The sequence below is a fragment of the Rhodococcus sp. C-2 genome, assembly GCF_027854095.1.
GTDB lineage: Bacteria > Actinomycetota > Actinomycetes > Mycobacteriales > Mycobacteriaceae > Rhodococcus_F > Rhodococcus_F qingshengii.
On the sequence record NZ_JAQGFI010000005.1, the window covers coordinates 299,226 to 313,135 of the forward strand.

General features: G+C 61.1%; 14 protein-coding genes, 1 tRNA gene and 1 other RNA gene. 6 read left to right on the forward strand and 10 right to left on the reverse strand.

What is annotated here, in order from left to right:
- Nucleotides 1-138: 138 nt before the first annotated feature.
- From gluQRS to PCS43_RS12990, 4 genes are read right to left on the reverse strand one after another with little or no spacing between them, the layout of a single operon-like run.
- The gene (gene gluQRS, locus PCS43_RS12975; RefSeq protein ID WP_007731586.1) at nucleotides 139-1,035 is read right to left on the reverse strand and encodes a tRNA glutamyl-Q(34) synthetase GluQRS; all 897 of its coding nucleotides are present in this window, start codon (nucleotides 1,033-1,035) and stop codon (nucleotides 139-141) included.
- A 1-nt stretch (nucleotide 1,036) separates the two neighbouring features.
- A complete protein-coding gene (locus PCS43_RS12980) occupies nucleotides 1,037-1,645 on the reverse strand; it encodes a TetR/AcrR family transcriptional regulator (RefSeq protein ID WP_007731585.1) in 609 nt (202 codons plus the stop codon).
- Between the two features lie 51 nt (nucleotides 1,646-1,696).
- On the reverse strand, nucleotides 1,697-2,257 hold the full coding sequence (locus tag PCS43_RS12985) for a TIGR03086 family metal-binding protein (protein WP_007731584.1): 561 nt from the start codon (nucleotides 2,255-2,257) through the stop codon (nucleotides 1,697-1,699).
- A gap of 51 nt (nucleotides 2,258-2,308) precedes the next feature.
- The gene (locus PCS43_RS12990; RefSeq protein WP_064073653.1) at nucleotides 2,309-3,376 is read right to left on the reverse strand and encodes an Lrp/AsnC family transcriptional regulator; all 1,068 of its coding nucleotides are present in this window, start codon (nucleotides 3,374-3,376) and stop codon (nucleotides 2,309-2,311) included.
- A 111-nt stretch (nucleotides 3,377-3,487) separates the two neighbouring features.
- Here PCS43_RS12990 and argE point away from each other — a divergent pair, with 111 nt between their 5' ends.
- A complete protein-coding gene (gene argE / locus PCS43_RS12995) occupies nucleotides 3,488-4,675 on the forward strand; it encodes an acetylornithine deacetylase (protein WP_007731582.1) in 1,188 nt (395 codons plus the stop codon).
- 26 nt (nucleotides 4,676-4,701) lie between these two features.
- Nucleotides 4,702-5,991, forward strand: coding sequence for an MFS transporter (locus tag PCS43_RS13000; protein ID WP_003943831.1), 1,290 nt, complete (start codon nucleotides 4,702-4,704; stop codon nucleotides 5,989-5,991).
- 22 nt (nucleotides 5,992-6,013) lie between these two features.
- Here the strand turns inward: PCS43_RS13000 and PCS43_RS13005 are convergent, their stop codons facing one another.
- Nucleotides 6,014-6,793 carry a helix-turn-helix domain-containing protein gene (locus PCS43_RS13005; RefSeq protein ID WP_003943809.1) on the reverse strand — a complete coding sequence of 260 codons (780 nt, stop codon included), beginning with the start codon at nucleotides 6,791-6,793 and terminating at the stop codon, nucleotides 6,014-6,016.
- 39 nt (nucleotides 6,794-6,832) lie between these two features.
- Nucleotides 6,833-7,504, reverse strand: a complete 672-nt coding sequence (locus PCS43_RS13010) for a response regulator transcription factor (RefSeq protein WP_007731581.1) — start codon at nucleotides 7,502-7,504, stop codon at nucleotides 6,833-6,835.
- Between the two features lie 134 nt (nucleotides 7,505-7,638).
- Between PCS43_RS13010 and PCS43_RS13015 the strand changes: the two genes are divergently transcribed.
- Nucleotides 7,639-7,947, forward strand: coding sequence for a DUF6191 domain-containing protein (locus PCS43_RS13015; protein WP_007731580.1), 309 nt, complete (start codon nucleotides 7,639-7,641; stop codon nucleotides 7,945-7,947).
- Nucleotides 7,948-7,982: 35 nt separating this feature from the next.
- Here the strand turns inward: PCS43_RS13015 and PCS43_RS13020 are convergent, their stop codons facing one another.
- From PCS43_RS13020 to PCS43_RS13035, 4 genes are all read right to left on the reverse strand, one after another.
- Nucleotides 7,983-8,801, reverse strand: a complete 819-nt coding sequence (locus PCS43_RS13020) for a pentapeptide repeat-containing protein (RefSeq protein WP_209911002.1) — start codon at nucleotides 8,799-8,801, stop codon at nucleotides 7,983-7,985.
- A 56-nt stretch (nucleotides 8,802-8,857) separates the two neighbouring features.
- A complete protein-coding gene (locus tag PCS43_RS13025; RefSeq protein WP_230359431.1) occupies nucleotides 8,858-9,076 on the reverse strand; it encodes a hypothetical protein in 219 nt (72 codons plus the stop codon).
- Between the two features lie 80 nt (nucleotides 9,077-9,156).
- Nucleotides 9,157-10,248: a Fic family protein gene (locus tag PCS43_RS13030; RefSeq protein WP_230359432.1), complete on the reverse strand. Its 1,092-nt coding sequence runs from the start codon at nucleotides 10,246-10,248 to the stop codon at nucleotides 9,157-9,159.
- 532 nt (nucleotides 10,249-10,780) lie between these two features.
- A tRNA-Ser gene (locus PCS43_RS13035) sits at nucleotides 10,781-10,868 on the reverse strand.
- Between the two features lie 136 nt (nucleotides 10,869-11,004).
- Between PCS43_RS13035 and ffs the strand changes: the two genes are divergently transcribed.
- From ffs to PCS43_RS13050, 3 genes are all read left to right on the forward strand, one after another.
- Nucleotides 11,005-11,104, forward strand: an RNA gene (ffs, locus tag PCS43_RS13040) — signal recognition particle sRNA small type.
- Between the two features lie 41 nt (nucleotides 11,105-11,145).
- Complete coding sequence (locus PCS43_RS13045) at nucleotides 11,146-12,438, forward strand: aminotransferase class I/II-fold pyridoxal phosphate-dependent enzyme (RefSeq protein WP_007731574.1); 1,293 nt, start codon at nucleotides 11,146-11,148, stop codon at nucleotides 12,436-12,438.
- A gap of 98 nt (nucleotides 12,439-12,536) precedes the next feature.
- Nucleotides 12,537-13,892 (forward strand): glycosyltransferase 87 family protein, encoded by a 1,356-nt coding sequence (locus PCS43_RS13050; RefSeq protein ID WP_007731573.1) that lies wholly within the window; start codon nucleotides 12,537-12,539, stop codon nucleotides 13,890-13,892.
- Nucleotides 13,893-13,910: the final 18 nt, after the last annotated feature.

Sequence of the window (13,910 nt, forward strand, 5' to 3'; positions counted from 1 at the left end):
AACTCGCCCTGAATTTCCTTCGCCAGTCTCGACCGTACTTCACTATTCGAGAATTGCCAACGAATAGCTATTGCGGACGGCTTTGTCATATCGGACAATCGTAGTTTTGTTCCGACGAGGCACCGATTGATACGTCACTTACTTCGCCGGGAAAACCCACGGGGTCCGGGGGATCTTGCGAGAGTCGAATCGATCCGCCAATTGGGGTGGTGTGACAACCTCGCCGGGTTCGGCGAGACCGATGCTCGACGCGATCATCGTCAGAACCTGCTCGGTACTGCGTCCGGCCTCGAGTTGATCTGCCAGAGTCACTGCGCCGTCGCGCTTCGCGAGTCGCTTGCCTTCACTGTTCAAGGCAAGAGGAACGTGGGCGTACGACGGTGGTTCGATGTCGAGCAGCTGGGCAAGGTATGCCTGACGTGGAGCCGAGGTCAGGAGGTCGTCGCCGCGAACCACCTGGTCGATGTTCTGTGCACCGTCGTCGACGACAACGGCAAGGTTGTAAGCGGGCACCCCGTCTCCGCGGAGCAGGACGACGTCGTCGACTGGTCCCGTCACCTCGCCGAACAGTTCGTCATGGACGGTGAACGAGTCGATGCCGGCCCGTAGCCTCAGCGCGGGAGATCGGCCACTTGCCGATTTCTCGGCGCGTTCGGCCTCCGAAAGGTTCCGACACGTGCCGGGGTAGGCGCCGTCTGGAGCATGGGGCGCTGACGGTGCCTGCAGGATCTCCTTGCGTGTGCAGAAGCAGGGATAGGCCAGGTCACGCTCGCGCAATTGGTCGATAGCCTTGTGGTACAAGGGAAGACGGTGTGACTGCAATACGGCTGGGCCGTCCCACGTGAGGCCGAGCCTGCGCAGATCGTCGAGTTGTCGTTCCATCGCGCCGGGGCGGACACGGTCGAGATCCTCTACCCGAATGAGGAAGTCGCGCCCGCTGGTGCGGGCGAAAAGCCAGGCCAGGAGGGCAGTCCGGAGGTTTCCCAGATGGAGATCGCCGGACGGACTCGGCGCGAAACGCCCTGCTCCTTCCACGTCAGCTGGCGAGCCCGACGGAGGCGAGCGGGTTCTCGGCGTCGTGCAGGGTGAGGCGGATCTGGGTTTCCAAAGCGTGATCGAGGTACTGCGGCGGATACATGGCGGGGCATCCGAGTGCGTCGAGTGCCAATCCATTGACGGTTGAAAGCAGAAGTGCCGCTCTGGTTTCCGCTTCCGGAGTTCCGATGCCGATCAGAACTGTCGAGATGCCGGTGCGGATTGTGAACAGGGTTGTCCGGCGGATTTCGGAGAGTGACTCACTGGTTGCGGCGCGCACGGCAAACGCGGCGAGCACATGCGCCTCACGCGTGCGTTGCTCGTCGAGGGGCAGGAGTTGCGAGAGCGCCTGGAACAGGGCGGTATGCGGGTCCGCGTCGGCGGACGATTCGGCCAGTCGCGTCAACAATCGATCGACGAGTGTTCGCAGTGCGAATGCGAACATCTCGTCCTTGGTCGAGAAATGATGTTGCACTGCGCCGATCGAGACACCCGCCCGTTTTGCGACCTCGCGAACGCTGGCATTTTCCAGTCCGGATTCCGCGGCGACATCGAACAATGCCGCCGCAAGCAGGTCTGGACTCGTGGAGGATTTTCGGCGTTCCGGCATACCGCGACATTACATGCGTATGGAAGTAATGCCCACGTCAGGGGTGCTTTTTCACGCCTTCCGGCCGAGGAAGGCAAGGAGTTTCGTCGCTTTGTCAGCGTTGTCCGGAACCTGTATTTCCGGGCCGCACACACCGCTCATGCGGATCGACTCGCCCAGGCCCGCGGCGATCTCCGACACCCACTCCACGTCCGCGTCTCGCATCGTCGTATCGGTGCCGGTTGCGGCCGCGAGGTCCCAACCGTGGATGACCAGATCGAAACACAAGAACCCTTCGACCGTGGCCCCGAGGTTGGTCCTGCCGAAGTGTCCGTCGTATTCCAGGGTGGACTTTGCCGGATCGTCCAGAATTTCCTGCATCGAATCGCGGACGGCCGCCCAGGCTGCCGACGGGTCGTCGTCGACCGACGGACCGGGTGCCAATTCCAGGCCGACTACCTTGACCATGTCTCGTTCGCTGTCGAGCACGTGTCTCACCACGTCGCGGGCGGTCCAGCCCTCGCAGGGGGAATCGTCGTCCCAGCGGTCGGCGGGTACGGCGTCGATCCGGGCCGTGAATCCGGCGGCCAGATCCCGATAACGCTGGGCGGGGGAGATCTCTGTTGAAGTCATGACAACAATCCTTCACCGCCACAGCGCATCGTGATTGATTATTTCGGACATTCACTCGATCTCCGGGGCTTCCGCCCAGATGTCCATCGGTACAACCCCGGCACTCTTGCCCTCGTCGTCGAGAAGTCGGCCCACCCTCTTCATCGATCGCAGCACCACTGACCTGTTCAGCACCACCAGGCCCGGTGCCTCTTGTGCGAGTTGTACTTCGGTAATGGGAGTTTCGCGAAGGGAGTGTGCGGCGATCGCGAGCAGTGTGTTGGCGCGTCCACCGGATATCCGCATGCACACCCGCGTTCCCGGCACTCGCTCCACCAGGGCACGAATCGTCGACCGGTCCGTGGGATCGACATATCCCCACACCCAGGTCACGAGGGGCCAGCCGGACAGTGGCAGAGACACGTCGCAGCGGAACACGATCTGGTTGCGCGACGTCAATTCGGCAAGTCGCCGCCTGACCGTACTTTCGCTGAGGCCGGTACCGACCGTGAGCTCGGCAATCGAGGATCGACCGTCCTCGCCCAGCTTCAATATCAATTGTCGGTCGACAGCGTCGAACGTCTTCCCGTGATGGCGCTGATCCGTCGGCGCGTATTTGTATCGCACAGGCCGGTCTGTCATCGTCGCTCGCTGCGCGGCATCGAGTACCTGCAATTTCCAGTCGTCTCCGATCGCGAAGACCTCGGTGACGAGGTGTGCACGCGAACTGACGATCCCGGGTACCGACGCGAGCGACCGAAGCAGGAAGCGCGACAGGAAAGCCATGTCTCTGACCTCGACGAGAAGTGTCAAGTCGCCTGGGCCGCTTGTGTGTTCGACGCTCAGTACGTGCGGCCAGCGGGCAAGTCGTTCTGCAATCGTCAACGCGTTCGAAGTCGTGCAGTCGACTTCGACAAAAGCCAGACACGATTCCGGACGGCCATGGCCGGTTGCCCTGGCAGAGACCCAAGCGGTGCCGGAATCCTGTAACCGCTGCCAGCGGCGAGCCACGGTAACCGGATCCACTTTGAGCGCGTCGCCAACCGTGCGCCACGACGCTCGCGGGTCGAGTTGCAGGCAATTGATCAGGGCGAGGTCGACGTCGTCCAGTACGGCGGAATCCTGCGTTTCTTCGATCATGGTGCAAGTATCGTGCATCTTCATTGTGTCTGGGATCACTTCATTCATGCTCGAAGGGCAGAACGCGGTGGCGAGTGCCCACCGCGTTCACGCTGTGAAAGGAGAAACCAGATGTCATCGACCACGTTGCCCGCTGTTCCGACCGAGAGAAGCCTCGAGTGGGTGCAACGCCTCATCGGAATCGATACGACGAGTGCCGTGAGCAATCGACCGTTGATCGATCTCATTGCGGCGGAACTACGTCGCCATGGGGTCGAGCCGGTACTTGTTGCCGATGACGAGGGAACGAAGCTCAACTTGTTGGCAACGTTCACTCCTCCTGACGGAAGTACTGCCGGCGGCGTGATGTTCTCCGGCCATACAGACGTAGTGCCGGTCGACGATCAAGACTGGAGTAGCGAGCCTTTCACGCCCGACGTTCGCGACGGAAGCCTGTACGGACGTGGCACGTGCGACATGAAGTCGTTCATCGGGATCGTCGTCGCTGCGATCCCCGACATCGTTGCTCGGCCGCTGGCGAAGCCGATTCACTTTGCATTCTCCTACGACGAGGAAGTCGGCTGCATCGGTGCGGCCGGGTTGGTCGAGGAGGTTGTTTCCCGGAACCTGCGCCCTGATGTGTGCGTCGTCGGAGAGCCGTCGGAGATGCGGGTCATTCGCGCACACAAGTCGATGAACGTCATACGTGTTGATCTGCATGGTGTTTCGGCGCACTCGTCGCTCACTCCGCAAGGAGTCAACGCGATCGAATACGGCGCCGAGTTGATTCGATTCGTCAGAAGCGCGGCCGACGAACTCCGTGCGTCCGGCCCGTACGACGACGCATTCGACGTGGCCTGGACGACGTGTTCGGTCAATCTCGTATCCGGCGGGATCGCAGTGAACACTGTCCCCGAGGATTGCTCCATCACTTTCGAGTTCAGGAGCATCAGCTCAGCTGGCGCCGCAGATTTGCTCGAACGCTTTGCCGCCGAGACGAATCGGATCGAGAACCTGATGCGGGAAGAAAACCCGTCAGCCTCCGTGACGATGCACGTGTCGGCCTCGGTCCCTCCCCTGGAGACGGATGCGAATGCTTCGGCGGCCGCACTGGTCGAACAATGGGGTGGTCGGGCCTCGGACGAAAAGGTCGCGTACGCCACCGAGGCCGGGATGTTCGCGACTATCGGTATCCCCACTGTCGTGTGTGGGCCGGGAAGCATCACTCAGGCGCATGCACCTGACGAGTACGTGACACTTGACCAATTGGCACAGTGCGAGCAGTTCGTTCGGAACGTCATCGCTCACGCCCGCGCCTGACCCACCCTGACCCCCTAAGGAAAACCATGTCCACGGCAACTACGCCAACCTCCGGAACAGTCACCCCGGAACGCCTGGCCGCTGCTCGCAAGGCGGTGATCAGCAGTTCGCTCGGCGCTGCGCTCGAATGGTTCGACGTCATCGTCTACGCATCATTCGCAGTGGTGATCGCCCATAATTTCTTTCCCGGCGGCGACAACACGCTCGGTTTGATACTGACGTTCGCGACGTTCGCGATCTCGTACGTCATCCGGCCGCTTGGCGGGATGGTTCTCGGTAGCTACGCCGATCGTCGCGGGCGCAAGAACGCCTTGACGTTGACGATGATGCTGATGATGATCGGCACGCTCATCATGGCCGTGGCGCCGACGACCTCGATGATCGGACCGTGGGCCGGCGTCGTCATCCTTGTCTCACGTCTCATTCAAGGATTCTCCGCCGGCGGTGAATTCGGTACTGCTACAACCTTCCTCGTGGAGACTGCGCCACACAAGAAGGCGTTCTACTCTTCCTGGCAAGTTGCCAGCCAGGGTGCCTCGGTTTTCCTGGCATCGCTGTTCGGATACGTGCTCAACACTCACCTTTCGCATGAAGCGCTCTACTCGTGGGGCTGGCGCGTTCCGTTCTTCTTCGGCATCATCGTCGGGCCGGTCGGACTCTACATCCGTGCCAAGCTTGACGAAACGGACGATTTCAAGACGAGCGTTCCGGAAAAGGCTCCGCTGAAGACGACGCTGACCAGGCATCTCGGCCGGGTGCTGACCGGTGCCGCAGTAGTGGGCGTCGCGACTATCTCGATCTACCTCATCTTGTACATGCCGACGTTTGCCGTGAAGAACCTCGGAGTTTCCGCCTCGGCCGGCTATCTCGGCGGCATCGTCGCCGGACTGGTCACCTTGATCACCGTGCCGTTGATCGGGCATCTTGCAGACCGGGTCGGACCGGCGAGAGTTATGACCTGGGCCGCCGTTGCGGCAATCGTCTTGGCCTGGCCGCTCTTCAAATTGATGGTCGATCACCCGTCGACTCTGACCCTCGTCCTGGTTGTTTCGGTCCTGGGTGTCATCATGGCGTTTGCCTTCGGTCCCTTGCCCGCCCTGATGAGTTCGCTGTTCCCGGCAGAGATCCGGGCTACCGGCATGTCATTGTCGTACAACCTCGGAGTGACTTTGCTCGGCGGAATCGCGCCGTTGGTCTTGACCTGGTTGATCAGTACAACAGGCTCGCTCGACGCCCCCAGTTACTACTACATGACGGTCGCAGTTCTTTCCCTCGGTGGGCTGTGGTCGGCAAGGACGCTTTTCAGCCAGAAGTGACGGCGGGGGAGCGCGGTCGGGATTACGCGACCGCGTCTCCCTCCGCCAGCGCGACAACGGTATCCGACCCGTGCCAGTCGGGGGCTTGGGTGCGGAGTAGAGCCGCCGGGGTCAGCGACGAGATTCGGCGGCATTCACGGGTCAAGTGGGCCTGATCGCTGAATCCGCAGTGCGCTGCGGATTCAGCGAGTCCCAGCGCGGGTCGACTGCGAGCGAGCGCCATGAAGCGCTGGAGGCGCAGGATCGAGCGCAGCGTTGCCGGGCCGTATCCGAAGGCGTCGTTGCATCGACGTTGGAGTTGGCGCGAAGTCAGTGCCGCCGCGTCGGCGAGAGAGCTGACATTCCACGAATGTTCGGACAGTGCGGTGCGAACGTGGTTGATCACCGGATCGTGACGGAAACTCGAACTTACCCAACTCCGAACAGCGCTTTCGAGGATGGAGACCTGTTCGTGGTCTTCGGAATTTTCCAAGCGGTTCAACAGTATTCGTTCCGTGCGTGCGTCGGTTACATCGCTGAGATCGGCGCGAGAATCCCGAAGCTCGGACGCCGAGGTTCGCAACATCGGCGATGCCGATCCAGGGCGGAATCGAACACCCACGGAGCGTGTTCCGGGCGGAAGAGTGAATGACCATGCAGCGGTTTCGGGGCCACAGACGCGTATGCCGACGCCGCGTATCCACAGCACGTCCATGCAAGCATCGGGCACGAGGAGGTGTTCTCCTTCTGCGCACGCCGTCCAGCCACACACCAGGATGTCGGAGAGATCCGGGGCGACCGATTGTGGTGTGTACCAACCCATGACAAGAGCTTATCGAGCGGCACCGACACGAAGGCGACTTCAGTCGACCGGGCCGAAGCGGTATCCGAATCCCCTGATGGTTTTGATGTACTTCGGTTTCGCGGGATCGGATTCGAGTTTGGACCGCAGGCTGAGAATGGTTGCATCGACTACACGCGTCCTTTCGTGGTCGGAACCCCACACGTTTCGGATCAGGTGATCACGTGAGTACACGCGCCCAGGCTCGGTCGACAGCTCCAGGAGCACCCGCCATTCTGTCCGGCTGAGGACCAGCAGCTTTCCGCCCATCGTCGCCGTCATCGCACGTCGATCGAGGAGCAGGTCACCGTGACGTTGGTGTTTGCCGGGGGCGGGATGTGCGGTTTCACGAAGGATTGCGGTGACCCGAAGATCGAGCGCGTGAGAATCGATCGGGTTCAGCACAAAGTCCGAGACAGCGCGATGTGGTGCTTCGTCGATGTCCTCGTAGGTATCCACCAGCATCATGATCGGCATCGAACTGCGCAAGCGGATCTGCCGTGCGATCTCGTAGCCGTCGATGTCCGGCAACAGGAGATCGATCACGGCGATATCGAAACTGTCGGTGTCCAGGTCATCGAGTAGGCGGCGCCCGGTGCGGACGAGCTGTATCTGGTGCCCGAAATGTATTAATTCGGTACCGAGTGTCTGGGCAAGCTCCGAACGGTCGGTAGCTGCAAGTATCAAGCTCATGTGAAATCCTCCCCCCGAAGGTGTTACTAGTCGTAACAGCTTGCATTCTGGCAGATCATCGACCGCGGGACCAGACATAGGGCGGCCGATCGGAAGTCGAGGGGACCGGGGGCGTTCGTCGCTAGACTTCTTTCATGGGCACTCTGTTCGCGTTGACGCTGCCAGGCTTGCTCGTGCTGCTGGTCCTGTTCGCTTTCGCCGAGACTCTCTGGAACCGGCTCACCGGCGGCCGGGCACTGCCGTGGACTCGGGGACGTACGACTCGTCCGGTCTCGGCCGCGGGCTTCGAAGAGGTTGCTGCCCTGTTTCAGGGGTCCAAGCATCATGAATTCGAACAGCGTCAGAGCGCATTGATGCATCGTGAGGACGGAACGGACGGTGACCCGCCGTGGGTGTCTGTCGATCCGGAAGCTAACAAGGTCGTTCTCCGTCGACGGAGTTGACAGTCGCCGACAGACGACGGAGTTGACAGTCGGGTTCAGGCCCAGTGGCTGGGGCGGGTCAGTGAATCGGGCAGCGTGGTAGCCGAATCGCCGATCGCCGCGTTGATCTGGAACTGCGTGAGAAAGATACTGCCGCGGAGTTTTGTGCCGCGAATGTCGGTGCCGCGTAAGTCTGCACCGATCAGATCGGCTCGATCGAGTTCGCAGTCGCGGAGGTCTGCACCGATCAGGTAACTCCCGCGAAAGTTGGCCCCACGTAGATCGGAACCACGAAATTTGGCGCCGATGAGGTCTGCGCCGCGGTGGTCGAGTTTTCGACCCTTCTTGGTTGAGATCGGTGAGCGCACAAGGTTACTCGTCTGCAAGAGCAGTGTGTTGACTGCCGCTCGGTGTGCTGAGACGTCGACGGCTCGAATCTGCGAAGGTGTGCCGTTGGTCAGGCTTTCCGTCTCTACGAGTGCAGCGTCGAGTTCCTTTCGTATCGAGTGGGTTTGCTTCAGCGAGCGGGCTTCGGCGAGATACCAGAGCAGTTCGTGCAACTGGCGTATGACAGGGAAGGTTTCGAACATGTCTGACGCGGTCTCCGGGGCATCACGCCAGCTGACGCCGTCGTAGGTCTGCTGTGAAACCTTCTGTCCCGCACCGAAACAGTCGTAGACGGTGCAACCGGTGAAGCCCTTCTTTCGCAATCCGGTGTGAATGCCGCAACGGAAATCCTGCTGCAGGTTCTTGCAGGGGTCGCCGGCATTCTTGTTGGTCGCGAAGTCGGAGGACTTGGAAAAGGGGAGTGCGACGCAGCACAGACCGAAGCAACTGCTGCAATCTGCGAGCAGATTGGTCTGGCCGGCAATCACGCGTACTCCCGATGGTTGGGTTGGACGGAAAGTCTGTCCTCGGGTTTGTGAGTCTGTCAAACGAAATTGCGTGGTTCGGCAGCAAGAAGTCCAGCGGCTCCGAGGTCGTATCCCGCGCAAATTGCGGGGTACCAATCCGGCAGACGTGATTCTGGACCACGCTCGTGAAGTAGGTCGAAAATCGGGTGGACGGCCCAGCTCGCTGCAACCAATCGCCGTGCGGTACCCGGCGGCAGAACCAGTGCGCCGACGAAGACCACAAATGTTGCGGCCACTGCACTCCATTCGCGAGTGGGAATGGAAACGTCGATCGTGCGCCCAATCGCCACCTAGCCCATCTGCGACCTGGCGAAAATCACGCCCCATCCAGATCGAGGAGCGATACCCCCCGTGCCGTGAGCCGGAAGCGCAGCGGTCTCTTCGTAACCGTCTCAATGATCCCGGCATCGTCCAGGCGCTGAAGTCGCGGGCGGGCGAACTGGCTGGATCGACCCACCACCTCGACCAGGGTGTTCAACTTGATGGCGCGGTTCGCCTCGAAGCAGTGGGCCTGACCCAGGGTGAACAGGACTGCGCCGATGTGGTTGCTATCAACCGGCGGCGTCGACTCGCGATCGAGTCCCAAGTTCAGCGGAAATTCCTCATCCTCCACCAGAACGCGGATACGCGCCTCGAGTGTGTCGATCTTATGCCGCCTCTCGGAGAGGTCGAGCAGCAGTCGATGTTGCGCCTCGGCGATGATCTCCAGCATATCGATCAGGTAGGGCGTCAGATCTCCGCGGTTCAATGGATTCTCCGCGTCAGAGAATGCTTTGTAGTAACGATCCTTGTTGTCGGCGACGGTCGCCGACAATGCCAGGCTCGCATACGGAGCCAACACCTGTCGAAGGTCCAGCGCGAGAAGGTAGCGTCCGGTTCGGCCGTTGCCGTCGTAGAACGGGTGCGTGTACTCGAAGATGAAGTGCGCGACCACTGCCCTGATCAGTCGTGGAATCGAGTCGTCGCCCCCCTGGCTCAGCATGAGGGTCAGCGCGTCGTCGATCGCTGACTCGGGTACCACACCGGTGTGCACGACCTTGATTCCTGACGTGATCGATACTGGCCCTTGCCGGAACCGCTTCCCATCGGGGGCGTCCTCGTCGCGAATCTCGCCCCGAGTTACCGCGTCGTAGACGTCTCGGATGTCGTCGAGCGTCTGTGGACTCTCGGCCTGGTCGTTGCCGATATTGAGATAGAGCCGCACCATCTCGGCGAACCGCTTGTTCGCGAGGGGTTGCTCCGCCCACACCATCTCGATTGCCTCGCTGATCTCCTTCCGGGTTGAGCGGACCTGTTCGATCTCGTTCGTTGCCTGGATCTCGTCGATCACCATGCGATGCAGGTAGTGGGTGCGCGCGAGGGCCGGCAGCCCGTTCCACTCAGCCCGGATCTTCGGCTCGAAGCTCATGATCCGTTCGATCAGCGCTGCGACTTCGGGTGTCATCAGTGCGAACGTCGAGTGTTCGCCGATCAGTAGGTCCCAGTGGACGGCGGCGGGAGAATCGCGTCGCGCTCGCTCCTCAGCATCGGCACCAGCACGATCTCGTTGGTGAAAGATCGATTTCAACGTCCTGTACGCCATCTGGTCTCTCCCTGTATCCACGCTATATTGCCGCCTTGCTTTCCATGCCTATCTTATCCAGAATGGGATTTGGATAAATAAGACTTGCGGCGCGGGTGTCATTTCATGACCAACGCGGGCTGCAGGAGCAGATGTGGCCATAGCTTCCCGAATCGGGTTCAGGCCATCGGCGGGCCACTCGAAGTCACGCAGCAGCATTCCGATTCGGCGCGCTGCGGGATCGAAACCACCACGAGTCGGCAGACCGTCTGAGCTCGCAGAACATCGAGCTGAACCGAGACCCTGTTGCATTACTCGTTGCATGAGGACAGAAAAGAACCCCTGTGAACCGCTTCTCAGCAGTTCACAGGGGTTCCTTTGGCGGAGGATAGGGGATTTGAACCCCTGAGGGCGTTAACCCAACCCGCGTTCCAGGCGAGCGCCATAGGCCACTAGGCGAATCCTCCGTGGAGCAGCATACCCAATTGCGGGCGCGAAGCGTTAAACGGGTACCTGACCTGCGAAGAACCGGTGGAACTCGAGGTTTGCATCTCGGCCCCGGTAGGTGGTGTGCAGCGGCCGGCGAAAGCCGTCTACACTGTTCATTGGATCCCGCGCGGCGCGCATCCTGTGAACTCCCCCAGGGCCGGAAGGCAGCAAGGGTCAACGGGCTCTGCCGGGTGCGCGGGGTCCTCTATTTTTTCACATACCCGACCCCGCCTCGTCGGTGAAAGGCCGCTCCGGATGCCTATCCAAACCCAGATCGGGTTGATGAGCCATGAAGAACTCACCTCCGAGCATGAGAGCCAGAGCGCGAAGTACGCGCAGCTCCAGGCGCAGAAGCTCGCACTCGATCTGACCCGCGGTAAGCCTTCCCCGGAACAACTCGACCTTTCCGCAGAGCTGCTGACGCTGCCCGGCGACGGTGATTTCCGTGACGGAAGCGGCACCGACTGCCGTAACTACGGCGGACTCACCGGTCTGCCGGAACTGCGCGCCATCTTCGGTGAGCTGCTGGGTATCCCCGTTGCGAACCTTCTCGCCGGAAACAACGCGAGCCTCGAGATCATGCACGACAACGTCGTGTTCTCACTGCTGCACGGCACTCCGGATTCGGTCCGGCCGTGGGCACAGGAAGAGAAGATCAAGTTTCTCTGCCCCGCACCGGGCTACGACCGCCACTTCGCGATCACCGAGTCCCTCGGCATCGAGATGATCGCGGTGCCGATGAACCACGACGGCCCGGATGTCGTCAAGATCGCCGAACTTGTTGCGTCAGATCCGCAGATCAAGGGCATGTGGGCGGTTCCGGTTTACGCGAACCCCACCGGTGCCGTGTACTCCGAAGAAATTGTCCGTACGCTCGCGTCGATGCCGACGGCCGCGCCCGACTTCCGCCTGTACTGGGACAACGCGTACGCCGTACATCCGCTTGTCGGCGAGACTGCGCCTTCCTACGACATTCTCTCGATGGCAGCGGAGGCCGGACACCCCAACCGTCCGCTCGTGTTCGCGTCGACGTCCAAGATCACTTTCGCCGGCGCCGGTGTGAGCTTCTTCGGTAGCTCTGCGGAAAACCTTGCCTGGTACCAGAAGTTCCTGGGCAAGAAGAGCATCGGACCGGACAAGGTCAATCAGCTTCGCCACCTGCGTTTCTTCGGCAATGCCGACGGCGTTCGTGCGCACATGGAGAAGCATCGCGCGTTCCTCGCGCCCAAGTTCGAGCTCGTACTGCGGATCCTCGAGGATCGTCTCGGTGCATCGAAGGTCGCGTCTTGGACCGAGCCGAAGGGCGGATACTTCATCAGCCTCGACGTGGTCGACGGCACGGCCAAGCGGGTCATCGAACTGGCGAAGAACGCGGGTATCGCGCTCACCGCTGCCGGATCGGCTTTCCCGTACAGCACGGATCCGGACGACCGGAACATCCGGTTGGCCCCGAGCTTCCCGTCCAAGGCTGAACTCGAAGTTGCCATGGACGGCGTGGCTACGTGTGTCCTGCTCGCAGCTACCGAATCGCGTCTCTCCGAGATCTGAGTTCTCGAAGCGGCGTGCCCGGTCGGTACTTTTCGGTCTCGTCTTGTACCGTTCGGAGCATCAATTCCCGACATAGGGTGTAAATCCCGGAGGTTGTAGTGACGGGCGCGATCAACGCTTCGGATGGGCCTTCTTTCGAGGCGCACACCGCGAAATCAGAGTCGGTCATCGAAGCTGACATACCGCGACGCACCCTCCGTGTCGGTGTTCTCGGATTCTCTGTACTCGGTGTTCTGGCAGTCGCGTCCGTGCTGATGGTTCTTTTCGCCGTGCCGATGAATACGCGGTACTGGGGCATCTTCGAAAATTTCCTCGATCTCGACGTCTACCGCCACGGCGGCAGCGTTGTGGTTCAGGGCCTTCCGTTGTACGACGGGCCAGTCCTGGACGGGATGATGTTCACGTACACCCCGTTTGCGGCTTTGCTGTTCACGGTGTGGGCGGTGCTCTCGTTCAAACAGGCGATTGTCGTGTGGACGGGTTTGAACATCGCTGCGTTGTTCGCAGTGATCGTGTTGTGCTGGAAGTATCTCGGTTATCGGCTCGACGTGAAGGCGTACGCCGTGAGTGCGTTGGCGACGACGATCTTTCTGTTCATGGAACCGATACGTACGACGCTCTGGCTCGGGCAGATCAACATCTTCCTGCTGCTCTTGATCGTGTGGGACCTCGGTCGGGACGAGAAGAGTCGGCTCCGAGGAATCGGGGCAGGCATCGCCGCCGGCGTGAAGCTCACTCCGGCCTTCTTCTGGGCGTACCTCTTCATCACTCGTCAATGGCGTGCGTTGGTGACGGCCGTCGTGACGTTCGTTGCGACCGTTGCGATCGGCTTCGTCGTGATCTATAACGATGCGTACAAGTACTGGACCGGCACTCTTGTCGACAGCGAACGCGTCGGACCGACGGATGCTCCGAGCAACCAGTCCGTGTCCGGTCTGATCGCTCAGCTCACTCACACTCCGACGCCGTCGCGGGTCCTGGTCCTAGTCTTCAGTGCGCTGGCGGTATGCCTCGGACTCGGTGCCGCGTGGATTGCTCACCGGCACGGCCAGAAATTGCTCGGCCTCACCATGACGGGGTTGACTGCGACCACTGTCTCGCCGTTCTCGTGGGGCCATCACTGGGTGTGGTTCGTCCCGCTGGTCGTCCTCGCCGCGCACTACGCGATGGTGTCGAAGAAGCGCTGGGCGTGGGTGGCGCCGTTCGTTTTCCTGCTCCCGGTCTTGAACTGGTCTCACACCTGGTGGGACCCGTCGGTCATTCCGGGTACGGATCGCTTCATCGGAATGGGCCTGTTCATGTTCGTGCCGCCCGAGTATCTGCGGATTCCGACCGTCGGCGTCTACCTCTGGGTCTTCACGCTTGCCGCGGTCTCGACGTTGGTTCTGTTCGGCTGGAAGAAGTGGAAGATTCCGGCCCCGGATGCGTCGGCGCCGGTCACAACTGCCGCCTGACGTGGCAGTATCGGACTC

Bases quoted from the DNA above. Each gene is read 5' to 3' on its own strand.
- PCS43_RS13045 (WP_007731574.1), top strand. From the start codon at position 11,146: ATGCCTATCCAAACCCAGATCGGGTTGATGAGCCATGAAGAACTCACC.
- PCS43_RS12980 (WP_007731585.1), bottom strand. From the start codon at position 1,645: ATGCCGGAACGCCGAAAATCCTCCACGAGTCCAGACCTGCTTGCGGCG.
- PCS43_RS12985 (WP_007731584.1), bottom strand. From the start codon at position 2,257: ATGACTTCAACAGAGATCTCCCCCGCCCAGCGTTATCGGGATCTGGCC.
- PCS43_RS13005 (WP_003943809.1), bottom strand. From the start codon at position 6,793: ATGGGTTGGTACACACCACAATCGGTCGCCCCGGATCTCTCCGACATC.
- PCS43_RS13015 (WP_007731580.1), top strand. From the start codon at position 7,639: ATGGGCACTCTGTTCGCGTTGACGCTGCCAGGCTTGCTCGTGCTGCTG.
- argE (WP_007731582.1), top strand. From the start codon at position 3,488: ATGTCATCGACCACGTTGCCCGCTGTTCCGACCGAGAGAAGCCTCGAG.
- PCS43_RS13000 (WP_003943831.1), top strand. From the start codon at position 4,702: ATGTCCACGGCAACTACGCCAACCTCCGGAACAGTCACCCCGGAACGC.
- PCS43_RS12990 (WP_064073653.1), bottom strand. From the start codon at position 3,376: ATGATCGAAGAAACGCAGGATTCCGCCGTACTGGACGACGTCGACCTC.
- PCS43_RS13010 (WP_007731581.1), bottom strand. From the start codon at position 7,504: ATGAGCTTGATACTTGCAGCTACCGACCGTTCGGAGCTTGCCCAGACA.
- PCS43_RS13030 (WP_230359432.1), bottom strand. From the start codon at position 10,248: ATGAGCTTCGAGCCGAAGATCCGGGCTGAGTGGAACGGGCTGCCGGCC.